The 24,815-nt window shown below is 65.2% G+C and carries 24 protein-coding genes; 17 read left to right on the top strand and 7 right to left on the bottom strand.

Annotated elements, in window-relative coordinates; all coding sequences use genetic code 11:
* Positions 1 to 16 precede the first annotated feature (16 nt).
* From ACZY08_RS25660 to ACZY08_RS25630, 7 genes are all read right to left on the bottom strand, one after another.
* Complete coding sequence (locus ACZY08_RS25660) at positions 17 to 769, bottom strand: NADPH-dependent F420 reductase (protein ID WP_463747421.1); 753 nt, start codon at positions 767 to 769, stop codon at positions 17 to 19.
* A 48-nt stretch (positions 770 to 817) separates the two neighbouring features.
* Complete coding sequence (locus tag ACZY08_RS25655) at positions 818 to 1,276, bottom strand: MarR family winged helix-turn-helix transcriptional regulator (RefSeq protein WP_463747420.1); 459 nt, start codon at positions 1,274 to 1,276, stop codon at positions 818 to 820.
* Positions 1,273 to 2,148, bottom strand: a complete 876-nt coding sequence (locus ACZY08_RS25650) for an LLM class F420-dependent oxidoreductase (RefSeq protein ID WP_463747419.1) — start codon at positions 2,146 to 2,148, stop codon at positions 1,273 to 1,275. The genes ACZY08_RS25655 and ACZY08_RS25650 overlap by 4 nt, the downstream gene beginning before the upstream one ends.
* A gap of 139 nt (positions 2,149 to 2,287) precedes the next feature.
* On the bottom strand, positions 2,288 to 3,487 hold the full coding sequence (locus tag ACZY08_RS25645; RefSeq protein WP_463747418.1) for an amidohydrolase family protein: 1,200 nt from the start codon (positions 3,485 to 3,487) through the stop codon (positions 2,288 to 2,290).
* Between the two features lie 189 nt (positions 3,488 to 3,676).
* On the bottom strand, positions 3,677 to 4,612 hold the full coding sequence (locus ACZY08_RS25640) for an SDR family NAD(P)-dependent oxidoreductase (RefSeq protein ID WP_463747510.1): 936 nt from the start codon (positions 4,610 to 4,612) through the stop codon (positions 3,677 to 3,679).
* A gap of 149 nt (positions 4,613 to 4,761) precedes the next feature.
* Positions 4,762 to 6,432, bottom strand: a complete 1,671-nt coding sequence (locus ACZY08_RS25635; RefSeq protein ID WP_463747417.1) for an FAD-dependent oxidoreductase — start codon at positions 6,430 to 6,432, stop codon at positions 4,762 to 4,764.
* 7 nt (positions 6,433 to 6,439) lie between these two features.
* On the bottom strand, positions 6,440 to 7,165 hold the full coding sequence (locus ACZY08_RS25630; RefSeq protein WP_463747416.1) for an IclR family transcriptional regulator: 726 nt from the start codon (positions 7,163 to 7,165) through the stop codon (positions 6,440 to 6,442).
* A gap of 129 nt (positions 7,166 to 7,294) precedes the next feature.
* On the opposite strand from ACZY08_RS25630, the gene ACZY08_RS25625 reads away from it, so the two are divergent.
* The 17 genes from ACZY08_RS25625 (at position 7,295) to ACZY08_RS25545 (ending at position 24,812) form a co-directional block, all read left to right on the top strand.
* Entirely contained in the window at positions 7,295 to 8,239 is a 945-nt protein-coding gene (locus ACZY08_RS25625; RefSeq protein WP_463747415.1) for an alpha/beta fold hydrolase, read from the top strand.
* Positions 8,236 to 9,918 carry a bifunctional 3-(3-hydroxy-phenyl)propionate/3-hydroxycinnamic acid hydroxylase gene (locus ACZY08_RS25620; RefSeq protein WP_463747414.1) on the top strand — a complete coding sequence of 561 codons (1,683 nt, stop codon included), beginning with the start codon at positions 8,236 to 8,238 and terminating at the stop codon, positions 9,916 to 9,918. Before ACZY08_RS25625 ends, ACZY08_RS25620 begins: the two co-directional genes overlap by 4 nt.
* On the top strand, positions 9,875 to 10,798 hold the full coding sequence (locus tag ACZY08_RS25615; protein ID WP_463747413.1) for a 3-carboxyethylcatechol 2,3-dioxygenase: 924 nt from the start codon (positions 9,875 to 9,877) through the stop codon (positions 10,796 to 10,798). The genes ACZY08_RS25620 and ACZY08_RS25615 overlap by 44 nt, the downstream gene beginning before the upstream one ends.
* Complete coding sequence (locus ACZY08_RS25610) at positions 10,795 to 12,609, top strand: FAD-binding protein (RefSeq protein ID WP_463747412.1); 1,815 nt, start codon at positions 10,795 to 10,797, stop codon at positions 12,607 to 12,609. The genes ACZY08_RS25615 and ACZY08_RS25610 overlap by 4 nt, the downstream gene beginning before the upstream one ends.
* The gene (locus ACZY08_RS25605) at positions 12,606 to 13,913 is read left to right on the top strand and encodes an LLM class flavin-dependent oxidoreductase (RefSeq protein WP_463747411.1); all 1,308 of its coding nucleotides are present in this window, start codon (positions 12,606 to 12,608) and stop codon (positions 13,911 to 13,913) included. The genes ACZY08_RS25610 and ACZY08_RS25605 overlap by 4 nt, the downstream gene beginning before the upstream one ends.
* Before the next feature lie 15 nt (positions 13,914 to 13,928).
* A complete protein-coding gene (locus ACZY08_RS25600; protein ID WP_463747410.1) occupies positions 13,929 to 14,753 on the top strand; it encodes a coniferyl-alcohol dehydrogenase in 825 nt (274 codons plus the stop codon).
* 2 nt (positions 14,754 to 14,755) lie between these two features.
* A complete protein-coding gene (locus tag ACZY08_RS25595) occupies positions 14,756 to 15,754 on the top strand; it encodes a cyclase family protein (protein ID WP_463747409.1) in 999 nt (332 codons plus the stop codon).
* A 7-nt stretch (positions 15,755 to 15,761) separates the two neighbouring features.
* Positions 15,762 to 16,343, top strand: coding sequence for an NADPH-dependent FMN reductase (locus ACZY08_RS25590; protein WP_463747408.1), 582 nt, complete (start codon positions 15,762 to 15,764; stop codon positions 16,341 to 16,343).
* Positions 16,340 to 17,176: an alpha/beta fold hydrolase gene (locus tag ACZY08_RS25585; RefSeq protein ID WP_463747407.1), complete on the top strand. Its 837-nt coding sequence runs from the start codon at positions 16,340 to 16,342 to the stop codon at positions 17,174 to 17,176. The genes ACZY08_RS25590 and ACZY08_RS25585 overlap by 4 nt, the downstream gene beginning before the upstream one ends.
* Complete coding sequence (locus ACZY08_RS25580; RefSeq protein WP_463747406.1) at positions 17,173 to 17,979, top strand: SDR family NAD(P)-dependent oxidoreductase; 807 nt, start codon at positions 17,173 to 17,175, stop codon at positions 17,977 to 17,979. The genes ACZY08_RS25585 and ACZY08_RS25580 overlap by 4 nt, the downstream gene beginning before the upstream one ends.
* Before the next feature lie 152 nt (positions 17,980 to 18,131).
* Positions 18,132 to 18,797: a TetR/AcrR family transcriptional regulator gene (locus ACZY08_RS25575; protein WP_463747405.1), complete on the top strand. Its 666-nt coding sequence runs from the start codon at positions 18,132 to 18,134 to the stop codon at positions 18,795 to 18,797.
* Entirely contained in the window at positions 18,794 to 18,988 is a 195-nt protein-coding gene (locus ACZY08_RS25570) for a ferredoxin (RefSeq protein WP_463747404.1), read from the top strand. Before ACZY08_RS25575 ends, ACZY08_RS25570 begins: the two co-directional genes overlap by 4 nt.
* Positions 18,989 to 18,994: 6 nt before the next feature.
* A complete protein-coding gene (locus ACZY08_RS25565) occupies positions 18,995 to 20,224 on the top strand; it encodes a cytochrome P450 (protein ID WP_463747403.1) in 1,230 nt (409 codons plus the stop codon).
* A gap of 27 nt (positions 20,225 to 20,251) precedes the next feature.
* Positions 20,252 to 21,424 (top strand): amidohydrolase family protein, encoded by a 1,173-nt coding sequence (locus ACZY08_RS25560; RefSeq protein ID WP_463747402.1) that lies wholly within the window; start codon positions 20,252 to 20,254, stop codon positions 21,422 to 21,424.
* 20 nt (positions 21,425 to 21,444) lie between these two features.
* Positions 21,445 to 22,713, top strand: a complete 1,269-nt coding sequence (locus ACZY08_RS25555; RefSeq protein ID WP_463747401.1) for a M24 family metallopeptidase — start codon at positions 21,445 to 21,447, stop codon at positions 22,711 to 22,713.
* Complete coding sequence (locus ACZY08_RS25550) at positions 22,703 to 23,836, top strand: M24 family metallopeptidase (protein ID WP_463747400.1); 1,134 nt, start codon at positions 22,703 to 22,705, stop codon at positions 23,834 to 23,836. Before ACZY08_RS25555 ends, ACZY08_RS25550 begins: the two co-directional genes overlap by 11 nt.
* The gene (locus tag ACZY08_RS25545; RefSeq protein ID WP_463747399.1) at positions 23,829 to 24,812 is read left to right on the top strand and encodes an enoyl-CoA hydratase/isomerase family protein; all 984 of its coding nucleotides are present in this window, start codon (positions 23,829 to 23,831) and stop codon (positions 24,810 to 24,812) included. The genes ACZY08_RS25550 and ACZY08_RS25545 overlap by 8 nt, the downstream gene beginning before the upstream one ends.
* The last annotated feature ends 3 nt before the right edge of the window (positions 24,813 to 24,815 follow it).

The following is a 24,815-nucleotide window of genomic DNA, read 5'->3' as shown; positions in this document are numbered from 1 at the left end:
CAGTCGGCCTGCGTTTTCACAAGAAGAGGGCGCGATTCAGTCGCACCGCCCACTCCGGGTCCGGGTTCTTCGGATTGGTGACGTCACCGAACCGTTCTGCGATGGCGGCGGCTGCCAGTTCCCGGCGTCGCGGCGATCTGGTGGAGTCGGCGGATGCTGACGCAGCAGGCATTTCGTCAAGGGCGAGGTCGGTGCAATAGCACGGAGTCCCGGGCTGCTGGCGCCATGACTCCGCCAATGTGCCTGCATCGAATCCATCGAATCCGGTGTCGTCGACCAGTGCGATGCCCACCGCACGTTGTTCGTCGTCCTCGGCGGCGACCGGGATGGCAATGCGGCCCGCGGTTTTGGCCGGGGCGCCCTTTTCTGCGAGTGAATGGGATCCGATTGCGTTCCACGCCTTCACAATCGGCCGCCCGAGCTGTTCGGCAACCCACAGACTCTCGACCTGGCCCGCTTCCACTGCCTCGATCTGCGAATCCCGAGAGGGATAGTAGTTGGACGTGTCGATGATGACCGTCTCTGCGGGCACCCCCGCAAGTACGGGAGCGAACTCGGGAAGTGTGTTGAACGGGATGGAGAGGATCACGACGTCGACGTCGTTGACTGCCTGGGCCGCGACGACCGGACGGGCGCCCGACTTCAGTACGTCGGGCTCGATCGTTTCCGGACCACGCGAGTTGGCGACCTTCACGTCGTGTCCGGCGGCGGCCAACTTCTGAGTGAGCGTCTTGCCGATGTGCCCAGTACCTACAATTCCTATTTTCATTGCGATTTTGCCTTTCTAGATGTCTGGGATGTCTCGATGCGCCACTCACTACTCGGCGGGATGGGCGAGGCCTTCGAGCGTGCGCCGAAGGTCGTCCAAACCGCTCTCGGTGAGCTGGCATGCTGACTTGATCTGGTCGGTGATTCCGCGGATGTCGGGTTCGAGCGCACGGCCGCGCGGCGTCAGGTCGACCAGCACTCGCCGCTCGTCGGCGCGGTCTCGAGTCCGCGTAACCATTCCGGTGGTCTCGAGTCTCTTCACGAGTGGTGTGATCGTGCCCGTATCCATATCCAGCCGAGCACCCAGTGCGCCGACCGAAAGCGGCGCGCCGTCGAGCAGCGCCAATATGACGAGATACTGGGGGAACGTCAGACCCAATGGCTCCAGAAACGGTTTGTGCTGGCGGACCATCCGGTTCGCAGCGCCGTACAGGGCAAATGACAACTGCTGGCCCAGTTTCAGGCGTTCGGGCGGCGCCGCTGCTGATTTTCTGGCGGACGAATTCACAGCGGTCCAGAGCCCAGTGCGGGTGCCAGAGCCGTGAGCACGGGCAGCAGTTTGTCGGCTTCGATGACTTGGATGGCGACGTGGTCAGCCCCGGCAGTGAGGTGTTGGTGCAGGCGCCGGGCGATTTGGGGCGCGGTGCCGTACGCGATGACGGCATCGATCAGGTCGTCACTACCTGGCTTGGTGATGTCCTTGTCGGAGAACCCCATTCGTTTCCAGCTGTTGAGGTAGTTGTTGAGCCCGAGATAGAGGCCGACGGCTTCGCGCCCGATAGCTCGGGCCGATCCGGCATCTGACGACAGCACCACCTTCTGCTCCGGAGCGAGAAAGGCTGCCGGCCCCATCACTTCGCGCGCCCGGGCGGTGTGTTCCGGCGTGGTGAGGTACGGGTGCGCCCCCGCGCCGCGTGCCGCGGATAGCTGCAGCACTCGGTCGCCGAGCGCGGCGAGGATGCGGCGGTCTGCCGGTACGCCGTAGCGGTCGAGTTCGCCGAGATACTTGTTGAGCGCGTCGTACGGCTTCTCCCACTGCGAAATGTGTTCGCGGTGGCCCGCACCGATTCCGAGCAGGAACCGGCCCGGATACTTTTGGTCGACACGGTGAAATGCCTCGGCGACGGGTCCGGCAGGCGAGGCCCAGATGTTGATGATGCCGGTAGCGGCTTTCAGCGTGGTGGTCTGCTCGAAGATGGGTTCAACCCATGACAAGTCACTGGGAGCTGTGCTGTTGACCCATACGGCGCCATAACCCAGTTTCTCAATTTCTCGAGCGACAGGTGGGGAGACCGGGTCTCCCGTCCAGGCGCCAAATCGTCCCAGATCGGGCTTGGCGCCGTGGGCCGGGGTGCTATGGCGGGTTTCAACGTGATGCATGGGTGACCTTCTGGGCGTCGGCGCTACGTGTAACAACTATTCCGTAGCGTACAACTGTCTAGCGCACTAGACATATTCCGACGGTGACGCTCACCACTCTGTTGTCATCGCGGCGTATCCGCCGCCCACCTGCCGATGCTCAACTGAGCTTGTACAGGTTGATCGCGTTCTCGCTGAGGATCTTTCGTGCGTTCTCAGGTGAGGTTGCCGCGATGACCTCGTTGATCGCGCTCGCGGAGTATCCGAATGTGCCTTCACTGTGCGGATAGTCCTGGGCCCACATGACGCGGTCGGCGCCCAGATAGTCCAGCAGCTTGAGGCCGATCGTGTCGGTCTGGAACGTCGCGAACATGTTGTTCTGCCAGTAGTGGCTCGGGCGGTGTTTCATCGGCCAGTCGAAGAGTTCGCGATGGGCACCGTAGGTGAGCTCGGCGTCCTGGAGCGCGCCGGCGATCCAGTTGATGCCCCCCTCGGCGAAAACGACCTGCAGGTTCGGATGGCGGTCGAAGATGCCACCGAAGATGAGGGCGCCGAAGGCGCGACGGAAGGGTGCGGCCTGCATCAGGAAGAACGTTCCGAACCCGCCCCGGCCGCCAGAGGACGGCACTTCTCCGATGTGGAAGTTGACCGGCAGGTTCGCCTCGGCCACGCACGCCCAGAAGCGGTCCATGTCAGGGCTGTCGTAGTCGATGGCCTCGCCGTGCGCATTCTTGCCCGGGCTGAAGGGAAGCATGAAGCTCTTGAGTCCGAGGTCCACGATCTGCTGAATTGCTTTCTCCGCATGATCGGGGTCCCACCAATTGCTGCAGATGCCGACGCCGTAGAAGCGGCCGGGATTCTTCTTGTCCAGCTCGGCTATGTACTCGTTGTAGGTCCGGTACATGAGCTCTTGCATCTCTTGGTCCGGGTAGCGGATGAAGGCCAGCAGGCTTTGCGGATAGACGATTTCCTTGTCGATGCCCTCGGCGTCGAGATGGCGGTTGCGAACACCGAATTCGAATCCATCGTTGAGGACGGAGCGGGCCAGTGCGGTGTCGACGTCGGCACTTTCCGGATATGCCTGCATGGAATCCGGGAAGCCGACGCGCCAATAGCGGTCGAACCACACACGGGGCGCGGCTTCGCGGCGGTCCGCCGGAAAGTGCTCGTAGAAGATGTCCTCGGTGAGTTCGATGTGGTTGTCGGCCGAAACCAGGACGAGGTCTTGAGGTAGCTTCGCGGCCTCTCGGGGTTGGCTGGTCCGGTCAACGATCATGCCGGCTTCGGCTGTCAGCGGATTCTCAAATGTCAGGCGTTCGTCGAGCATGTCGGCCTCTCCGTCGATTTCTTTGCAGGGCACCGGATTTCCTGGTCCGTCAAGCGCTTGCCGACCAAGGCGGGCTGATGACCTTTCGGCTGCGACATTGTGATGCTAACCACATCTGAACTAAAATGCAACACCGTTGTACTTGTAGCTCAAAGTGTTAAAAGCGCGTCGACGAGCCGTAGTCGAAATACTGGAACAGCCAGGAGTGCAACATGTTTCGCCTCAACCACGCTCGGCTGCGACATACTGCTTGACGTTCCAATCCCGGGGATCGTGTGCGGCGATCGGTACAGCGCGCTCGGGCGTCCCCTCGATTACTTCAGCCCAGCGCTCGGCGACGGTTTCGATCGTCAACGGTCTCTGGGTGAAGCCGGCGGTTTCGGCCAGGTACACCCGATTCACGAGCCCGCCGGCACCGTTGACGGTGTCGCCATTCACCGGGCAACTCTCATGCGACAGAAACGCAGCGACCGGGGCCACCAATTCCGGCGGCAGCGCGGTCTTCGCCATCTGGTACATCGGGGAGCTCTCATCCTGTTGGGCGGCCACCATGCGGGTGAACGCACCGGGATTGAGATTGTTGACCTTTATGCCATATGCCGCGCCCTCGCCGGCGAGCGCGCGGGTGAACGAGAATATTCCGCCTTTGCTCGTGCTGTACGCCACCAGGAGCGGCGCGCCGGCGAACGCCCCCGAGCCGGTATTGACGATACGTCCATAGCCGTTGGCTTTCATGTGCGGCCACGCCGCGCGGCACGTCCAGATGGTACCCATCAGGTTGATGTCGATGTGCTGGCGGATATCGTGCGAAGTCATTTCGTCGAACGCCGCGGCGATCGAGATGCCGGCGTTGTTGACGAGGACATCCACCCGGCCGAACGCGTCGATCGCCGTGTGGATCAGCGCGGCCGCGCCCTCCTCTGTCGCGATCGAATTATGGTCTGCGACAGCGCTTCCGCCCGCGCGGCGGATCTCTTCGACCACCGCGTCGGCCGACGCGGTTCCCTCATAGCCCGGTGCGGCGCTCCTGCCGATGTCGTTGACGACGACGTTCGCGCCGCGCTGGGCCAGCAGCAATGCGTGGGAGCGGCCGATGCTGGGATTACCGCCTGCGCCGGTGACGATCGCGGTGCGGCCGTCGAACCGAAGTTCAGTCACGGAGTGCCTTTCTCGATTGGCTGGACGCGGTCGCGACCGCGACCTGAGACCGGCGGGCAATGGGCGATGTGATGCTAACCACAACCCGAACAAAAGTGCAACGGTGTTATAACTTTAGCCTGCCGTGGCAAACGCAGGCCTGCGCGAGCTCAGGCGAGTAGGTCGGCCGAGGCTGCATCCATAGCTGTTCTTGAGTTCTCGGCGGCGGCCTGTCCCGCGCGGTACCCGAATACCATGGCCGGCCCAAGGGTGCCGCCCGCACCGCCGTACGCCTTCCCGGTCACGCCGCCCATCGCGTTGCCCGCGGCGAACAGGCCCGGGATCGGCGCGCCGTTGACGTGCAGGACACGGCCGTCTCGGTCGGTGCGTGGTCCACCTTTGGTGCCCATGGCACCGATCTTGACCGGTACCGCGTAGTACGGTGCGGTATCGAGCGGCCCGAGCGTCTGGCCCGCCGGAGTGGCGGCCGAATTGTCGCCCCAGTACCCGTCGTAGGCGCTGGATCCGCGGCCGAAGTCGGGGTCGATCTCGTTGGCGACGTTGGCATTCCACCGGGCCAGGGTCGCGGCCAGACCTTCGGGATCGATTCCGGTCTTGGCGCCGAGTTCGGCAAGAGTGGCCGATTCGCAAAACCAGTCCGGCGCCGCGTCGCCTGGCTCGACGCCGAGGAAGCCGTAGCGCTGCAGGTGCCCGGAGTCGAACACGATCCAGGCCGGATCGTTGGCGTAGCCGAGTTTGGGGTCGAGGTACTGGAAGGCCCCAGCCATCGAGTTGTACTCGCCTGCCTCGTTGAGGAAGCGCTTGCCGGCCCGGCTGACGATGATGCTGCGTGGCCGGGTGCGTTCCAGCCGGACGCTGCGGCTGCGCGGGTGGCCGTCGATGGTGTCTCCGGGGAGCTGCACGATCGGAACCCACCACGCTTCACCCATGTTGGCCAGGTCGGCGCCGTGTGCCATGGCCATCCGCAGCCCGTCGCCGGTGTTGTTCGGCGGGGATACCGCGCCGCGCATGGGGCCGCGCAGGTAGGCCTCGACCAGTTTGGTGTCCCATTCGAAGCCGCCGGTGGCCAGCACGATGCCGCTGCGGGCGCGGATACGAACGTCGGCACCGTCGGTGCTGCTGACGTTGATGCGTACCCCCGTGATGCCGGTGTGGTCACCGATCAGTTCGACGGCGCGGGCTTCGGTGACCGGTTGGATGCCACGGTCGAGCAGGCCGCGCAGTAGACCGGCGATCAAGGCGGTGCCGGCCACACACAGGTCGGCGTCCGGGTCGTCGGACACGGCGTGAATGCGGGCCCGGGTTTCCGCGTCGATGCCGACATTGCTGAAATCCGCAGGGAAGGAGGTGATCCGGTCCCGCCAGACACCGAGCTTGCCCTGATCCACCGGACCTGCGCTCAGGGAGCGGCCGCCGCCCGGGCGCCCGCCCGGCAGTTCGGGCTTGTAATCGGGGAAGCCTTCGGCGACCGCGAAGCGCAGCTCACTGTGTTCCTCGACGAAATCGAGCATCGCCGGGCCGGTGCGCACGAAGGTGTCCACCAGATCGGCGTCCATGTAGCCAAGTGATTGGGCCTGTAGGTAGTCCACCGCATCGGAGACCGGCAACGGCCCGTCGGCGCTGCGGTCATGGGCGGGGATCCACACGATGCCGCCGGAAACCGCCGTTGTACCGCCGACCGTGGGTGCTTTCTCGTAGATTGCGACCGACGCGCCGCCGACCGATGCGGTCAACGCCGCGGTGAGCCCGGCGCCACCGCTGCCCAGCACTACGACGTCGACTTCGTCGTCCCAGCGAATTTCGTTACGGGTCACTGTCATTCCCTTCTCAGTACAGGATTGTCGATAATTCGTTTGCTGCTCGCACCACCGCGTCCTTGCCACCCAGCACGACGTCTTCGCGGTGCGAGATGAGGTTGATGCAGGTGGGCGGTGACGGCAGGCGTCGACGTACGGGGACAGCAAGGCCATAGGTGTCCGGTTCGATCTCGCCGTGGGTGATCACCCAGCCCTGTTCGCGGGTCTGGCGCACCAGTTCACGTTCGCCGGGCCGCGGCGGCATGCTCGCCAACAACGCCACCCCGGCCGCACCCCGGTCGAGCGGGTGGCGGCTGCCCTCATGGAAGGACAGTTGGTAGAACACCTGCGTCGGGACGATCACCGCCACGGCCACCTGCTGATCGCCCTCGGCCACCAGTAGGGACACCGTGCTGCCGAGTTCGTCGGCAAGTGCGCGCAAGGTCGGGACGCTGAGCTGGCGCATGTTGTTGTCGAACGACGAGCCCAGGGCCGCCAGCCCGGCGCCGGGCCGGTAGCGGCCATCTTCACCCTTTGTCACATAACGGAATTGGCTCAGGGTGGCCAATAGCCGGTAGACGATCGTGCGATGGGCTCCGACGTGGTCGGCGACCTGTTGCACGGTGAGCCCGGTCGGGGCTGCGGCGATGGCCGCGAGCGCGCTCAGCCCGCGCGCCAGCGTCTGCGAACCGGGCACACCGGTGGGGGAGCCGTCGGTCTTCGATTGTGGCTGCGGCTGGGTTGCCTTGGCCGACATCGCGCCCTCCTTGACAGATAGAACCGCGAGAGTGATGCTCTGATAATAATGCACTCTGGTGTGCGCTATATGAGCAAAGTGCTTACAAATTCGGAGAATATCATTCTCCCGATCTCCGGAGAGGGGAACATGACCAGCACTGCCGCCGGGCCGGCATCCGGTTCCGTTTCGGCCACCGAGCACGAGAGCGTCTGGGCTGACCTCCAAGGCGTGGCGTTCTCGCAGGGCTACCTCGATGTCGGCGGCATCCGTACCCGCTACCTGCATGCCGGCGACCCGAAACTGCCTGTGCTCGTTCTGCTGCACGGGTCGGGCGGACATGCCGAGGCCTATGTGCGCAACCTGGAATCCCACGCCGAGCATTTCTCGACGTGGTCGATCGACATGCTCGGGCACGGCTACACCGACAAGCCGGGACATCCCCTGGAGGTGTCGCACTATGTCGATCACCTGATCGGCTTCCTCGACACGATCGGCGCTGACCGTGCCCACATCTCCGGTGAATCGCTGGGCGGCTGGGTGGCCGCGCGGGCCGCTGCCGATCATCCGGGTCGCATCGACCGGTTGGTACTCAACACCGCCGGTGGATCACAAGCCGACCCCGAGGTGATGAAGCGGATCATCACGCTGTCGATGGCGGCCGCGGAGAACCCGAGCTGGGAGACCGTGCAGGCCCGGATCAAGTGGTTGATGGCCGACAAGTCAAAGGGTTACGACGACATTGTGGCGAGTCGTCAGGCGGTGTACCGCCAGCCTGGTTTCGTCGCCGCGATGAGCGACATCATGGCACTGCAGGATCCCGAGATCCGTGCTCGGAACCTGCTGGGGGAGAAGGAATACGGCTCGATCACCGCGCCGACTCTGGTCTTGTGGACCAGCGATGACCCTACCGCCGACGTCAGTGAGGGCAGACGCATCTCGGAGATGATCCCGGGTGCGGTGTTCGAGGTGATGGCCGACTGCGGGCACTGGCCGCAATACGAAGACCCCGAGACGTTCAACCGCCTGCATCTCGACTTCCTGCTGGGCAGACCGGCGATGAGCGCTCGCGCGAAGAACAGCAGGCCGGCGTGACCGACCAGGAGGTGGACGTCCTCATCGTCGGGGCCGGGCCGGTCGGCCTGACCCTGGCGAATGTCCTCGGAATCCAGGGCGTCCGGACGCTCGTGGTGGAGGAACGCGACACCCTCATCGACTACCCCCGTGGCGTCGGGCTCGACGACGAATCGCTGCGCACCTTCCAGTCCATCGGGTTGGTGGAGGCGGTCCTGCCGCACACCGTGCCCAATCAGATCCTGCGGTTCTACGACGGCAGCCGCCGGTTGCTGGCCGAAATGGCGCCCCCGGACGCACGATTCGGCTGGCCCAAGCGCAACGGGTTCGTTCAGCCACTCGTCGACGCACAGCTGCTGGTCGGTCTGGACCGGTTCCCTCACGTGGAGGTGGCTTGGGGACGCCGGATGGAATCGGCCGTCGAGACCGCCGATGGTGTCAAGGTCGAATTCGGACCGGACCTGCCCGCGGTGCGTGCGCGCTACGTGGTCGGCTGTGACGGCGGGCGCAGCGCCACCCGCGGCATGATGGGGGTGTCGTTCGAGGGCACCACCTCAGCGACCCGCTGGGTGGTGGTCGATTTGGAAAATGACCCACTGGGACACCCGAACAGTGAGGTCGGCGCCGACCCGGACAGGCCGTACGCCTCGATCTCGATCGCCCATGGCATCCGGCGGTTCGAGTTCATGATCCATGCCGACGAAACTGATGAGCAGGCCGAAGATCCCGACTTCGTGGCACGGCTGCTGGCCCCCTTCGTCCCGCATCCGGATCAGGTGGACGTGATCCGTCGCCGGGTCTACACCCACCATTCCCGTATCGCCGGCAACTTCCGTAAGGGCCGATTCCTGTTGGCCGGCGACGCCGCGCACCTGATGCCGGTGTGGCAGGGGCAGGGATACAACAGCGGTATCCGGGATGCCGCCAACCTCGGCTGGAAGCTGGCCGCGGTCGCCAAGGGCCAGGCAGCCGAGGAGTTGCTGGACAGCTACGACACCGAGCGCCGCAAGCACGCCCGAGCCATGATCGATCTCTCCACCCTGGTGGGGCGGGTCATCTCGCCCACCAATCGCAAGGTTGCGATGTTGCGGGACAAGCTGATTCGCGGTGCATCGGTAGTTCCGGCGCTCAAGCGCTACGTGTTGGAGATGCGGTTCAAGCCGATGCCACGTTATGACCAGGGCGCGGTTTACCACCCGCAGCCGCCGACGGCAGACTCGCCCGTGGGCACGTTGTTCATCCAACCCCGGGTCGACACCCGCGAGCAGTCGAACGTTCTGCTCGACGATGTGATCGGGCTCAACTTCGCAGTGCTGTGCTGGAACAACAGTCCGCGCGCATTGCTCGGCGAGCAGGCCTACGCACGTTGGAAAGCCCTGGGCGCGAAGTTCATCGCCGCCAGGCCGCAGACCCAGTTGTTCTGGACGGGCCACGACGCCGACCACGACGACGGATCCGTGGTGATCGTCGGTGACCGTACGGGTGCACTCAAATCCTGGTTCGACGTGCACGCCGAATCGGTGCTGGTACTGCGCCCGGATCGGTGCATTGCCGGGGCCGACATCGCCCAGCGTGCCCCCGAACTGAGTAAAGCCCTGTTCGACGTACTCCATCTGACGGAGGGAGGAGTGAACGGTGCCAGTAGCCCTGTGTTGTATGTCCCACAGCCCACTGCTGAATCTTCCGGGACCGTCGGCTGACCTCCTCGACGAGATCGGGGCAGCGGTCGGGAGTGCTCGCGAGTTTGTTGCCGACTACGACCCCGAACTCGTCGTGACGTTCTCGCCGGATCACTACAACGGATTCTTCTACCGGCTGATGCCCCCCTTCTGCATCGGCACCGCCGCGGCCGGAGTGGGTGACTACGGGACGTATCGGGGTGCGCTGGACGTCGCGGGCGACATCGCCCGGCAATGTGCCGAGGCGGCCTGGGAATCCGGCGTCGACGTCGCCATCTCGACGAGCATGGACGTCGACCATGGCACCGTGCAGCCGCTGCAGGCGTTATTCGGCGAAGCGACAGCGCGTCCCATCGTGCCGATCTTCGTCAATTCCGTCGCCACCCCGCTGGGTCCGCTGTCGCGGACCCGAGCACTCGGTGCGGCGGTCGGTGCCTTTCTGGCCACCCTCGACAAGCGGGTGCTGGTACTGGGTTCCGGTGGACTGTCGCATGATCCGCCGGTCCCGACGCTGGCGACGGCCCCGCCGGCCGCGCTGGACCGGATCGTGCACGGGGCCCCGATGACCGACGAACAACGGCTGGCCCGGCAGAGCGCAGTGAGCCAGGCTGCACACGACTTTGCCCACGGTGACAGTGCGTTACGGCCGCTGAACCCCGAGTGGGACCACAGCCTGCTGGAGATCTTCGACCAAGGTCGGTTGACCGATCTGGACCAGTGGTCCAACGACTTCATCGCTACCGAGGGGGGCAACTCGGCGCATGAAATCCGCACCTGGGTGGCTGCATTCGCGGCGATGGCAGCCAACGGGCGGTACCAGACCGAGAACCATTTTTACCGGGCGGCACCGGAATTGATCGCAGGATTCGCAATCAGGACGGCGGTAGGAATCGCAGCATGAATTCAGACACCACTGCACAGACCGCCGATGAAGGCTTCGACGAAACGGTCGACGTGCTTGTCATCGGTTCCGGGGGCGGCGGCATGACGGCGGCGCTGACGGCTGACGCGGCCGGCCTCAAAACCCTCGTGGTCGAAAAGTCCTCCCACTTCGGCGGTTCCACCGCCCTTTCCGGCGGCGGCATCTGGGTGCCGGGAGCGCCGTCGCAACGCCGGGCCGGCTATGTGCCCTCACCCGACGGGGTGTTCGACTACCTGAAGCAGATCACCGAGGGCACCGTCAGCGATGCCAGGCTGCGAAAGTACGTCGAGGCGGCGCCGGAGATGATGGACTTCCTGGAGCGCAACAGCGGCTGGTTCGAGTTCGTCTGGAAGCCCGGCTACGCCGACTACTACCCGGAACTGCCCGGCGGCTCGGCACTGGGCAGCACCATCAACGTCCCGGCCATCGATCTACGCAAGCTCGGCGAACACGAGCAGGAGTTGCTCGCCCCGCTGGCCCTGGCACCCAAGGGAATCTGGTTCGCGCCCAAGGATCTTCGGCTGTTCTACCAGATCCGACAGAACTGGCGCGGCAAGGCGGTGCTGCTGAAGCTGATCTGGCGGATGGTGCGGGCACGGGTTTTCGGTGACCGGATGGCGGCCATCGGACAGTCGCTGGCCGCCCGAATGCGGCTGGCACTCAAGCAGCACGACGTCCCGCTGTGGCTGGATGCACCGATGACTTCGCTGATCACCGGTGCGGACGGCGAGGTGCTCGGCGCGGTGGTGGAACGTGACGGCAAGCCGCTGCGGATCCGGGCCACCGGTGGCGTGGTCCTGGCCTCCGGCGGCTTCGACCATGACATCGCCTGGCGCAAGGAGCACCTCCCGGTACTCGAGAAGGACTGGAGCTTCGGCAATCCGGCCGCCACCGGCGACGGTATCAGGGCCGGCGAGAAGGCCGGCGGTGCCACCGAACTGCTCGACGAGGCGTGGTGGTTCCCGGCCATCTGCTGGCCCGACGGGCGGCTGCAGTTCATGCTCAACGAGCGGATGATGCCGTCACAGTTCGTGGTCAACGGCGAGGGCAAGCGGTTCATCAACGAGGCCGCGCCCTATATGGATTTCGCCCACGCGATGATCGAGGGCCAGCAATCAGGGGTGGGCCATATCCCATGTTGGCTGGTCACCGACATCGACTCGTTCCACCGGTACGTGGTGGGCGGGCACCTGCCCATCCCGAAGATCCCGTTCGCCCCCGTTCCCACCGGGCGCAAGGTGCCGCGAGCCTGGCTGGACTCCGGTGTGGTGGTCGAAGCGCAGAGCTGGGCGGAGTTGGCCGGAAAGATCGGTGTACCCGCACAGAATCTTCAGGCCACCGCCGAGCGGTTCAACCAGTTGGCTCAGACCGGTCACGACGACGACTTCAACCGCGGCGACAGCGCATACGACAACTATTACGGAGACCCGACCCTGCCCAACCCGAATCTGCGTCCACTCGGTAAACCGCCGTACTACGCGTTCCAGATCATCCTCGGCGACCTGGGCACCTCGGGCGGGCTGCGCACCGACGAGAACGGGCGCGTCCTGCGTGCCGACGATTCCGCCGTGGACGGGCTCTACGCGGTGGGCAACGCCTCGGCCGCCGTCATGGGCCGAAGCTACGCCGGTGCGGGCGCGACCATCGGGCCTGCGATGACCTTCGGGTATGTGGCAGCCAGACACATTGCCGACCTCCAAGCCGAACAGCTTGTTGCACAACCTATTTCACCCGCCGCCAATCAAACAGTCCAGGACAACGTCAGCAACACCCCAGGAGGAAACCGATGAAGATTTCGCTGTTCTACGAGTTCCCACTGCCCCGGCCGTGGTCGGAGGATGACGAACATCAGCTGTTCCAGCACGGGCTGACCGAGGTCGAGGCGGCCGACAAGGCCGGTTTCTCCACCGTCTGGCTGACCGAGCACCACTTCCTCGAGGAGTACTGCCACTCCACCGCGCCGGAGATGTTCCTGGCCGCGGCCAGCCAGCGCACCAAGGACATCCGGTTGGGTTTCGGTGTCATGCACCTGCCCCCGCCGATCAACCACCCGGCCCGGATCGCCGAGCGGGTCGCCACCCTGGATCACCTGTCCAACGGGCGGGTCGAGTTCGGCACCGGTGAGGGCTCCTCGGTCGCCGAGCTGGGCGGTTTCGACATCGACCCAGCCGACAAGCGCACCATGTGGGAAGAGGCCCTTGAGGTTTCGATCCGCTGTATGACGGAAGCCCCCTTCACGGGCTTCAAAGGCGAGCACGTCGAGATGCCTGCCCGCAACGTCATTCCCAAGCCGCTGCAGAAACCGCACCCGCCGGTGTGGGTCGCCTGCACCCGCCCGTCGTCGGTGCAGATGGCGGCCCAGAAGGCCATCGGTGCGCTGAGCTTCGCCTACACCGGTCCCGAGGCGCTCAAGGAACGGGTCGACGGTTACTACAAGGAATTCGAAGAGCAGGGTGCACCCATCACCCCGGCGATCAACCCCAACGTACTTGCCATCGGCGGTGACCTGTCGATGATGGTGGCGAAGTCGGACGACGAGGCACTCAAGCGTCTGGGAATCGGCGGTGGCTTCTTCTCGTTCGGGATCATGCACTACTACCTGACGGGGATGCACACCCCCGGCCGCACCAAGGTGTGGGAGCGTTACGAGCAGGCGGTCAAGGAGGATCCGACACTGGCGTACGGCCCCGGCCGCGGTGCGATCGGTTCGCCCGACACCGTGCGCGAATTCCTGCGCAGCTACGAGGCGAGCGGGGTCGACGAGATCATCCTGCTGCTCAACCCGCGCAGCCACGAAGGCACCATGGAGTCCATCGAGCTGATGGGCAAGGAGATCCTTCCCGAGTTCATTGAGCGGGACGCAAAAGCGGTGGCGGACAAGGCCAAGCGCCTGGAACCGGTCATCGAGAAGGTCGAGGCGCGTCGACGCCCGTCGGAGGCCCCACTGTTCGACGAGACCTACGCCTTCGGTGGCCTGCCCACCGGCCGCGACAAGTTCACCGCCGGCGAGATCCCCGAGGCGATGGCCGAGATCAACGAGGGTCGGGTCAAGGCGGCTCAGGCCGAGAAGTCAGCCCGCGAATCCGCCGGCTGAGAGGAACCCGCACACGTGACCCCAATCAGCGAGTTGGTGCGCTACGACGGCAAGCACGTTGTGGTCACCGGCTGTGGGTCGGGCATCGGCGCCGAGGTGACCCGCGCGCTGGGTGAGCTCGGCGCCCGGGTGACGGGCCTGGACGTCCGGCCACCCGAGCGCCTACCCGACAGGTTCATCGAACTGGACCTTGCGGACCCGGAGTCCGTCGATCGTGCATCCGGCGCGATCGACGGACCGGTGGACGCCCTCTTCAATGTGGCCGGCGTGTCCTCGGGCATCGGCAACCCGCTTCTGGTGGTTCGGATCAACTTTCTGGGCACTCGGCAGTTCACCGAGGCGTTGGTGGACCGGATCCCAGCGGGTGGTTCGATCACCTCGGTGTCCTCGCTGGCGGCTTCGGGTTACCGCGAGAACCGCGCGACCACAGTGGGATTACTCAAGACCCGATCGGTCGATGCGGGGTTGCAATGGTGCGCCGACCACCCCGATGCTCTTGCTGACGGGGGCTACCGGTTGTCCAAGGAGGCGATGATTCTCTACGCGATGTGGCGGGCCACCGAACTCGGGGCTCGCGGGATCCGGATCAACTGCAGCGCGCCGGGGGTTACCGAGACACCGATCCTCGACCAGCTGCGCACCGCCTATGGGCAGCAGTTTCTCGATTCGTTCACGACACCGTTGGGCCGCAAATCCGAGGCTGCCGAGCAGGCTTCGGTGCTGGCATTCCTCGGCAGCGCGGCAGCCAGTTATGTGACCGGGCAGGTGATCTGGGCGGACGGCGGAATCCTCGCCCAGCGCGAGTCGGCCCTGCTCGATGCCGCAGACGACAGGAGCTGACCATGTCCGGGACGATGAGCGACTTCCGCAAGGTCGCCGACGATGTGCGCAACTGGGGACGCTGGGGGGATGCCGACGAGCTCGGCACCCTGAACCTGATCACCCCGGACAAAGTCGCCCATGGTGCCTCACTGGTGAAGCAGGGCAAGGTGTTCGCGCTCGGCGGTGACTTCTCCTCGGCCGGTCCACAGGGGGCGTTCCAGTTCCGGCAGAACCCGACGCACGTGATGACGGTCGACGGCGGGGACGCCAACACGTTGACTCAGTACGGCCCGCAATGGCTGCGTAATTCGGTGGCCCACCAGGTCAGCGAGTTCTTCGTGGACAATCCGTTCCGCTTCAACGACGACATGATCGTCATGCCGCTGCAGGCCGCCACACAATGGGACGCGCTGTCGCATGTCTATTACGAGGACAAGCTCTACAACGGATTCCCCGCCGATTCGGTCACCAGCTTCGGTGCCTTCCACTGCGGTATCGACAAGGTGGACGGTAAGGGCATCACCTCGCGCGGGGTGCTGCTTGACGTGGTCCGTCACCGAGGTGCCGGCCAATTCCTGGAACCCGGCAACCCGATCGGCGCGGCTGAGCTCGACGACGTGGCCGCAGCCCAAGGGGTCACCATCACCCCCGGAGACATCGTTGTGGTGCACACCGGTTGGTGGACGAGGTTTTTGGCCAGCGGCGACGGCACCGAGCCTGGCTCCGGGCTGGATTGGCGCTGCGCCTCCTGGCTGCACGACCATCAGGTGGCCGCGGTGGCCGCCGACAACCTGATGGTCGAGGATCCTGACCCCGCCAACGGTGTCGAGGGGACCTTCTTGCCGATGCACATGCTCTGTCTGCGCGACATGGGCCTGATGCTCGGTGAATACTGGGATCTGGGCGCACTGGCCGCCGATTGTGCCGCCGATGGTGTGTACGAATTCCAGCTGATTGCGCCTCCGCTGCGGGTGACCGGTGCGGTCGGGTCACCGGTGAATCCCATTGCGATCAAATGAGGAAGACATGACGTCAGCCGAGAAAGTCCCGTTCGTCGTCGGGCTCGGCGGTACGCTGCGCGCCGATTCGTCGACCGAGCGGGTGGTGCGCTATTGCCTGGAATCGGTGGAGCGCCAGGGCGGCCGGACCCGGATGTTCGCGGGACCTGATCTGGAGCTGCCGATGTATGCGCCGCACTCGTTGGAGCGCACACCCGCGGCGCTGGAGTTCGTCTCCGCGCTGCGAGACGCCGACGCCGTGGTGGTGGGCTCACCCGGTTACCACGGCGCGATCTCCGGTCTGGTCAAGAACGCCCTCGACTACATTGAGGACCTGCGGGAGGATCCACGGGTATACCTGGACAACACCCCGTGGGGTTGCATCAGTTGCGCCTACGGTTGGCAGGCCGCGGTAGGAACGCTGGGGCAGTTGCGTTCGATCGGTCATGCGTTGCGGGCCTGGCCCACACCGTTGGGGGTGGCGATCAACTCGGCCGATCAGATCTGGGACGAGGCAGGCGAATTGGCCGACGGGCCGGTACGCGGCCAACTCGACATGCTGGCCACCCAGCTGTTGACGTTCGGCCGGTCCGACGGAGTCGCCCAATGACGGCCCAGCGCACATTCGTACGCAAGACCATTGACGTCGACGGTCTGACCACCAGCTACCTGGAAGCCGGGCAAGGTGACCCCGTCGTGCTGCTGCACGGCGGCGAGTTCGGCGCCGGTGCCGAACTGGGTTGGGAGCACGCCATCGGCGCACTCTCCGAGCATTACCGCGTGCTGGCACCCGACATGCTGGGTTTCGGTGAGAGTGCCAAGGTCATCGATTTCAATGACGGTCGGGGAATGCGGATCCGGCACATTGCCCGATTCTGCGCCGAACTCGACGTCGCTCAAGCCCATTTCGTCGGCAACTCGATGGGGGCGATCAACCTGCTGGTCGATGCCACCTCGGATGCCCCGCGGCTCCCCGTGCGATCGCTCACCGCGATCTGCGGGGGAGGGGAGATTCAGCGCAACGAGTTCTCGGCGGCGTTGTACGACTACGACGCGACCATCGACGGGATGCGTCGCATCGTCACCGCACTGTTCGCCGATCTGGCCTATCCGGCCGACGAGGCTTATGTGCAGCGGAGATACGAGTCGAGCATTGCGCCGGGGGCCTGGGAAAGCCTGGCCGCGGCTCGATTTCGGCGGCCCGGACTCGAGGCGCCGGCGATGCCTTCGTCGCAACGGGCCTATGACCGCATCGGGGTGCCGACCATGATCGTCGAGGGGGAGCGTGACAAGCTGCTGCCGTCCGGTTGGGCCGCCGAAATCGCCGGCCAGATCGCCGGTGCCCGTAGTGCGGTGATTCCCGGCGCCGGGCACTGCCCGCAGATCGAACAGCCGGCCGCGCTCACCGCGGTGCTGCTGGAATTCCTGAAAGAGGTGCAATGAACGAGCTGGCCGGAAAAGTCACGGTCGTCACCGGCGGGGCGTCAGGTCTCGGTGAAGGTCTGGTGCGCCGCTTCGCGGCCGAGGGTGCCCAGGTGGTGATCGGTGACATCGACGAGGATCGCGGCAAGGCGCTGGCCGCCGAACTCGGTGACAACGCCGCGTTCCTGTTCACCGACGTGGGCGACGTCGAGCAGGTGGGGCGTCTGGTGTCGACAGCGGTGGAGACCTTCGGCGGCCTGGACGTCATGGTCAACAACGCCGGGGTCTCGGGCCGGATGCACCGTCGTTTCCTCGACGACGATCTCGCCGATTTCGACACCGTGATGCGGGTCAATGTCCGTGCTGTCATGGCCGGCACCCGTGATGCCGCGCGGTACATGGCCGAGCACGGAGGCGGATCGATCCTCAACCTGACCTCGATCGGGGGGATCCAGGCCGGCGGCGGGGTGATGACGTATCGCGCGTCCAAGGCGGCGGTCATCCAGTTCACCAAGTCCGCGGCGATCGAGTTGGCCCACTACGAGATCCGGGTCAACGCCATCGCGCCGGGAAATATCCGCACGGCGATCGTGGCCAAGTCGGCTTCCCCTGACGAGCGCGAGCGCATCGAGGAGTTCGAGGCCGGGATCCGTGCCCAGATGCGCAACGACCGCCCGCTCAAGCGGGAGGGCACAGTCGAGGACGTGGCCGAGGCGGCCCTGTACTTCGCCACCGACCGGTCGCGGTACGTGACCGGGACCGTGTTGCCGATCGACGGGGGCACGGTCGCGGGCAAGGTCCTCGTCCGCAAGCCTAAGTCCTGAACTCCGGCGCCGACGCTACGGTTCTGGTCGAAAACCCGGTTATCCAGCCAAAAGCGTAGCTCCGGCGAGGCGGCGGAACGGCCGCCGACCAGCGTCCGACGAGTTTAAATCAACTGCTTGACTTAATTACAGGGGGAGCGTTGACTGTAACGGTGACAGCAGCCAACCGGACCGCTCGCGCCGACCGGGCCAGCAGCACCCAGGAGGCGATCCTCAAGGCGGCCGAGCGGCTCTATGCCGAGCACGGTGTGTTCGCGGTGTCCAACCGGCAGGTGAGCGAGGCCGCCGGGCAGGGCAACAACGCCGCGGTCGGCTACCACTTCGGCACCAAGACCGATCTGGTCCGCGCGATCGAGCACAAGCACCGCGGCCCGATCGAGTACCTGCGTGAGCAGATGGTCGCCGACATCGGTGACGCGTCGGGGCTACGGGACTGGGTCGCCTGCCTGGTGCAGCCACTCACCGATCACCTTGCAGCGCTCGGGAACCCGACCTGGTACGCCAGGTTCGCCGCGCAGGTTATGACCGACCCCGCCTACCACAACATCGTGGTCCGCGACGCCCTGAGTTCGGAGTCGCTGGTGCAGGTTATCGACGGGATGAAGAACTGCCTGCCCGATCTGCCCGACGAGATCCGGGCCGAACGCAACATCATGGCGCGCAACCTGTTGATGCACAGTGCCGCTGATCGTGAACGTGCGATGGCGCAGGGCGGCAACGTACCGCGGGCGTCCTGGCAGGGCGCGGCATCGGGACTGATCGACGCGATCGTCGGCCTCTGGATGGCGCCGGTTACTCAAGAAAGCGACCTCATATGAAAGTCACTGTCGACCAGGACAAGTGCGTCTCGTCGGGGCAGTGCGTGCTCAACGCCGGCGAGGTGTTCGACCAGCGCGACGAAGACGGCGTAGTGGTCCTACTCGAACCTGCTCCCGACCCGGACCAAACCGACAATGCCCGCCGCGCCGCAGCGGCCTGCCCAGCCCTAGCCATCGAGATCGAGGAATGACACCGAATGTCTGAAACCCTTGCCGACTCCGTGACCACCACCGACATCCCCGACTACCCGATGGAGCGCGACGTGCGGTGCCCGTTCGCGCCGCCGCCACCCATGCTGGGCAACCCCAAAGGCCTGTTCCGCGTGAAGATCTGGAACGGCAGCACGCCATGGTTGATCACCGGCCACGAAGAGGCCCGGACCCTCTTCGCCGACGCCCGGATCAGCGTGGACGACCGGATCTCGGGCTTCCCGCACTGGAATGAGCACATGCTCTCCACCGTGGACAAACGGCCGCGCTCGGTGTTCACCTCCGACGCCGAGGAGCACACCCGTTTCCGCCGGATGCTGTCCAAGCCGTTCACGTTCCGTCGGGTCGAGGCGTTGCGCGCGGCCATCCAGAAGATCACCGACGAGTGCATCGACGAGATCCTGGCCGGTCCGCAGCCCGCCGACCTGGTCGCCAAGCTGGCTCTGCCGGTGCCCACCGTGGTGATCAGCGAGATGCTCGGTGTCCCCTACGAAGACCACGAGTTCTTCCAGGAGCACGCCAACGCCGGCCTGGCCCGTTACGCCGCAGCGGATGCCATGCAGAAGGGCGCGATGAGCCTGCACCAGTACTTGATCAATCTGGTCGAGGAGAAGCAGGCCAATCCGTCCGAGGACGCCGTGTCCGACCTGGCCGAGCGGGTGACCGCCGGGGAGATCAGCGTCAAGGAGGCCGCACAGCTGGGCACCGGCCTGCTGATCGCCGGGCACGAGACCACCGCCAACATGATCGGCATCGGCATCCTGGCGCTGCTCGAGAACCCCGAGCAGGCCGACTTCCTGCGTACGGCCGACGATCCGAAGGTGATCGCCAACGCGGTCGAGGAACTGATGCGCTACCTGTCCATCATCCAGACCGGCCAGCGCCGGGTGGCACTCGAGGACATCGAGATCAGCGGCGAGACCATCCGCGCCGGTGACGGCGTCATCATCGACCTGTCTCCGGCCAACTGGGACGCCAAGGCCTACCCGGAGCCCGACAAGCTGGACCTCAGCCGGGATGCCGGACAGCAATTGGGCTTCGGCTACGGTCGCCACCAGTGCGTCGGACAGCAGTTGGCGCGCGCCGAACTGCAGATCGTCTTCCACACCTTGCTGCGCCGGATCCCGACCCTGCGCCTGGCCGTTCCGCTCGACGAGGTGCCGTTCAAGCACGACCGCCTCGCCTACGGCGTCTACGAACTTCCCGTGACTTGGTAACCGACAGCCCTGATTGGAGTACCACAGATGACTGCTTCGACTACCCTCTATCCGCCGGAAGGCTTTGGCGCACCGAAGAATCGCCGCGGCCACGCGACGGAGGGAGGTCTGACCGGGCTCCCTGAAGACACCACGATCTTCTCGGCCGACAACCACATCTCGGTGGCCGACGACATCTTCTACGAGCGCTTCCCCGACGACCTCAAAGGTGCCGCCCCCCGGATCTGGTACGAGGACGGCGCCTACATGGTCGGGATGAAGGGCAAAGCGTGGACCGGTGGCGATTTCGGCCGGGTGCTCATGCAGTACGACGACCTGGCCGGTGCGGCATCCAACAACATCACCGCCCGCATCCGGGAGCTCAAAGAAGACGGTATCGACCGGGAACTCGCCTTCCCCAACGCTGTGCTCGCCCTTTTCCACTACCCGGACAAGGGGATTCGTGAGCGGGTGTTCCGCATTTACAACGAGGTGATGGCCGAACTCCAGGAAAGCAGCAATGGCCATTTCTACGGGGTCGGGTTGATCAACTGGTGGGATCCGGCCGGCACTCGCAGTACCCTCGAGCAGCTGAAATCGCTGGGGCTCAAGACGTTCCTGCTGCCGCTGAACCCGGGCAAGGACGACGAGGGCAACATCTACGATTACGGCAGCACCGAGATGGACGCGGTCTGGGACGAGATCGAGGCCGCCGGCCTGCCGGTCAGCCACCACATCGGGGAGACCCCGCCCAAGACTCCGTGCCAGAACAACAGCGTCGTGGTCGGCATGATGGTCAACGTGGACTCCTTCCGTGAGCAGTTCGCCAAGTACGTATTCTCCGGAATTCTGGATCGGCATCCGAGCCTCAAGATCGGCTGGTTCGAAGGTGGAATAGCCTGGGTGCCCACCGCATTGCAGGATGCCGAGCACATGCTGGCCTCCTACCGGCACATGTTCAACCACGAACTGCAGCACCCGGTGCGGCACTATTGGGACCAGCACATGGCCGCGTCGTTCATGGTCGATCCGCTGGGCCTGCGGCTCATCGATGAGATCGGCGTCGACAACGTGATGTGGTCCAGTGACTACCCGCACAACGAATCCACCTTCGGCTACTCGGAGAAGTCCCTGGCCACGGTGGTGAACGCAGTCGGCCCGGAGAACGCCGTCAAGATCGTGTCCACCAACATCCAGAAGTTCCTGGGGCTGCGCACGTGAGGAGCAATCGGGGCAACAGCATGAGTACCCTCACCAATTCGGGCGTAACTCAGATCGCCCGAACCGGCTACACGCCGTTCGATATTCCCGACGAGCCCGACGTCGCCCGGATGCGTCGAGAGGTCGGTGCCCGGTTGCATGCCGCGATGGCCGACCAGGGCGTCGATGCGCTCGTGCTGCTCGGCAACAGCAACGTCATGTATGCCACCGGTATCGCCTGGCCGTTGGCCGACGCGGGACTGTCGCACGTCGAGCGGCCGATCGCGGTCGTGCTGGCCGATGACGAACACCCACACCTGTTCCTGCCTTTCCGGGAGGGCGCGGCCATGGAAACAGGTCTGCCCGAGGGGCACTTGCATGGGCCGGTCTACCTCGAATTCGACGAGGGTGTCGCGGAATTCGCGAGGATCCTGGCCGGTTTGGTGCCCGCCGGTGCGACGATCGCGACCGACGAGTTGACCGGGGCGATGCGATTGGCCGGCAGTGCACTGTTTCCCAGCACACCGGTGGATGCCGCCCCGGTGGTCGGTGCGGCGAAACTCGTCAAGACGATCGACCAGATCGCCTGCATCCGCCGAGCTTGCCAGATCACCGAAGAGGCCATCGCCGAGATCCACAAGTCGCTGACGCCCGGTGTGCGCCAGATCGACCTGTCTGCCGAATTCGTGCGCCGCACTTTCGAGTTGGGTGCCACGACCAACATGTTCGATTCGATCTGGCAGGCGATGCCCGCGTCGAAGGCGGAAGGCACCTGGACCACCACCGGCGATCTGGCCCTGCCCCTGCTGACCACCGAGCGCGAGCTGCAGCGGGGCGACGTGCTGTGGACCGACGTGTCCATCGCCTACCACGGCTACTGTTCCGATCATGGGCGGACGTGGATCGTCGGTGAGGACCCGACGCCGGCCCAGCAGCAGCAATTCGACAAGTGGAGTCGCATTGTCGACGCAGTGCTTTCGGTGACGAAGGCCGGTGCCACGTGTGGTGACCTCGGCCGCGCGGCAACTGCGGCCGGCGGCGGGCAGAAGCCCTGGCTGCCGCATTTCTACCTGGGACACGGTATCGGCACCAGCGCAGCTGAAATGCCGATGATCGGAACGGATCTCGGGCAGGAGTGGGACGACAGCTTCGTCTTCCCGGAGGGCATGTTGCTGGTGTTCGAGCCGGTGGTCTGGGAGGACGGCACCGGCGGGTATCGCGGCGAGGAGATCGTGGTGGTGACCGAGGGCGGCTGGATGCCGCTGACTGCATATCCGTACGACCCCTATGAGGTGTCCCGTGGGAACTGAAATCGAGGCCGACGGCCGGGCGCTGCGGGTCAGCCGTCGGGCGCGTGCCATCGCACAGATGGAGGCCCATGACCTCGACGCGCTGGTGCTCGGCAGGCAGGCGAACGTCCGGTACATCTCCGGCGCCCCACAGCTGTGGGTGGTAGGTACCCGGCCTTTCGGGCCGATCTGCACGTTCGTCCGCGCCACGGGTGCGATCCACCTGAACAGCACGTGGGACGAGGGCATCCCAGAGGAGATCCCACACGAGAATCTGTACGGCTTCGCGTGGAACCCGATGACTCTGGTTGGGGTGCTGCAGAGCATCGAGGGCGCCGATTCGGCATGGCGCATCGGAACCGATGCTCTGACACCGACCTTCGCCAAGCTGCTGCCGATGGCGTTCCCGAACGCGGAACTGGTCGACGGTGAGCAGGCGATGCGGGCCGCGCGTCGAGTCAAGACGCCCGAGGAGATCCTGGCATTGCGGCGGGCTTTGGCCGTCGCCGGGGAGGGGTTGGCCAAAGGTGTGGCCGGGTTGGTTCCGGGAACCACCGAGAAGAGCCTTGCCGGTGCCATATTGGAGGCCGAAGCCGCCGGTGGGGTGAGCACCCCGGCCACACAGGATGCCGCATGGGTCACCTCGAAGGATCATCCGTGGCGTCGTGCCGAAGGAGACGGCCGGGTGAGCGAGGGCGATCTCGTGGCGTTGTCGGCGGGTGTGCTCGCAGACGGCTACGTGGCGGAGGTCGCGCGCACCGTGTACGTGGGTGAACCGACAGATGCGGTCAGATCGCTGTACCGGCGACGGGATGAGCTGTGGGACAGGCTGCTTGATGCCTGCCGTGCGGGTAAGCCGGCGAGTGCCCTGCTCGATGCGTACAACCAGGCCGGCGAATCGGTACCGGCGATGCCGGTGGCACACGGGCTCGGGTTGGGATTCGACCCGCCGGTGGTGTCCCCGAGCCTGCGGGCGACCGCCGAGGCCGACGTCCTTGAGGAGGGGATGGTCCTCGCCGTCACCGGCTACGTCTGGGAGCCGGGCGTCGGTGCGGTGTTCACCCGTGACGCCGTGGTTATCGGCGCCAATGGTCCCGAGGTGCTCACCCGGGCCCCGTCCGACAGCGAGGTCGCACATGTCTGAGCGTCTCCAGCCCTCTGCCGCAGATCGGCCCAAACCTGAAGAGATCATCCTCTACGAGAAGGACCCCAGGACCAAGATCGCCACCATCACGTTCAACCGGCCGGAGTTCCTCAACGCGCCTACGTCGATGGCCCGGCTGCGCTACGCCGATGTGCTGCGGGCGGCCAACGCCGACAACGACGTCAAGGTGGTGATCATCCGGGGTGTCGGGGACAACCTGGGTAGCGGGGCGGATCTTCCGGAATTCATGGAGGGCAACGACAATCCGGCGGTGCGGCTGGCGGAGTTGCGGCTGGAGGACGATGGGGTGGGCGAGGTGACGTACCCGCCGAAGGGCACGTTCCGTAACGGGGCCACCATCAGCTCGTGGTATGCGAACTCCCAGGCCGGCAACCGTGCGCTGCAGGACTTCAAGAAGATCAGCATCGTCGAGGCCAAGGGGTACTGCTACGGCTGGCATTTCTATCAGTGCGCCGATGCTGATCTGGTGATCTCGTCTGACGACGCTTTGTTCGGTCATCCGTCTTTCCGGTACCACGGCTGGGGGCCACGCATGTGGACCTGGGTCCAGATGATGGGCCTGCGCAAGTTTCAGGAGATGGTCTTCACCGGGCGCCCGTTCACGGCGGCGGAGATGTACGACTGCAATTTCCTGAACAAGGTGGTAGCCCGCGATCAGCTGGAAGTCGAAGTGCAGAAGTATGCGCTGGCCTGTACCCGGAACCGGCCGGTGGACACCGTCTTTCAGCAGAAGATGTTCTTCGAGATCTTCAAGCAGCAGCAGGGTGAGTACATGGGTAGCCTGCTGTCCGCGTTCTTCGAGTCGATGGGCAACGGGGTGGCCAACGACAGCGACGACGACCTTGACATGTTCGAGTCGATCGATTCCGGCCTGTCGGCTGCGGTCAACGACAACGACAGCAAGTTCCCGCCCGATTTCCGGCTGTCGAAGAAGAACCGGGCGAAACCCGAATAGCGG

The organism is Mycobacterium sp. IDUB_9, from assembly GCF_055419505.1.
Note: the sequence above shows the minus strand (reverse complement) of the source record. Positions and strands in the feature narration are given on the sequence as shown.

Coding starts and splice junctions, on each gene's coding strand:
- ACZY08_RS25565 (WP_463747403.1), top strand. CDS start 18,995: ATGTCTGAAACCCTTGCCGACTCCGTGACCACCACCGACATCCCCGAC.
- ACZY08_RS25610 (WP_463747412.1), top strand. CDS start 10,795: ATGAATTCAGACACCACTGCACAGACCGCCGATGAAGGCTTCGACGAA.
- ACZY08_RS25650 (WP_463747419.1), bottom strand. CDS start 2,148: ATGCATCACGTTGAAACCCGCCATAGCACCCCGGCCCACGGCGCCAAG.
- ACZY08_RS25625 (WP_463747415.1), top strand. CDS start 7,295: ATGACCAGCACTGCCGCCGGGCCGGCATCCGGTTCCGTTTCGGCCACC.
- ACZY08_RS25585 (WP_463747407.1), top strand. CDS start 16,340: ATGACGGCCCAGCGCACATTCGTACGCAAGACCATTGACGTCGACGGT.
- ACZY08_RS25580 (WP_463747406.1), top strand. CDS start 17,173: ATGAACGAGCTGGCCGGAAAAGTCACGGTCGTCACCGGCGGGGCGTCA.
- ACZY08_RS25630 (WP_463747416.1), bottom strand. CDS start 7,165: ATGTCGGCCAAGGCAACCCAGCCGCAGCCACAATCGAAGACCGACGGC.
- ACZY08_RS25615 (WP_463747413.1), top strand. CDS start 9,875: ATGTCCCACAGCCCACTGCTGAATCTTCCGGGACCGTCGGCTGACCTC.
- ACZY08_RS25635 (WP_463747417.1), bottom strand. CDS start 6,432: ATGACAGTGACCCGTAACGAAATTCGCTGGGACGACGAAGTCGACGTC.
- ACZY08_RS25590 (WP_463747408.1), top strand. CDS start 15,762: ATGACGTCAGCCGAGAAAGTCCCGTTCGTCGTCGGGCTCGGCGGTACG.
- ACZY08_RS25605 (WP_463747411.1), top strand. CDS start 12,606: ATGAAGATTTCGCTGTTCTACGAGTTCCCACTGCCCCGGCCGTGGTCG.
- ACZY08_RS25555 (WP_463747401.1), top strand. CDS start 21,445: ATGAGTACCCTCACCAATTCGGGCGTAACTCAGATCGCCCGAACCGGC.
- ACZY08_RS25560 (WP_463747402.1), top strand. CDS start 20,252: ATGACTGCTTCGACTACCCTCTATCCGCCGGAAGGCTTTGGCGCACCG.
- ACZY08_RS25660 (WP_463747421.1), bottom strand. CDS start 769: ATGAAAATAGGAATTGTAGGTACTGGGCACATCGGCAAGACGCTCACT.
- ACZY08_RS25595 (WP_463747409.1), top strand. CDS start 14,756: ATGTCCGGGACGATGAGCGACTTCCGCAAGGTCGCCGACGATGTGCGC.
- ACZY08_RS25570 (WP_463747404.1), top strand. CDS start 18,794: ATGAAAGTCACTGTCGACCAGGACAAGTGCGTCTCGTCGGGGCAGTGC.
- ACZY08_RS25545 (WP_463747399.1), top strand. CDS start 23,829: ATGTCTGAGCGTCTCCAGCCCTCTGCCGCAGATCGGCCCAAACCTGAA.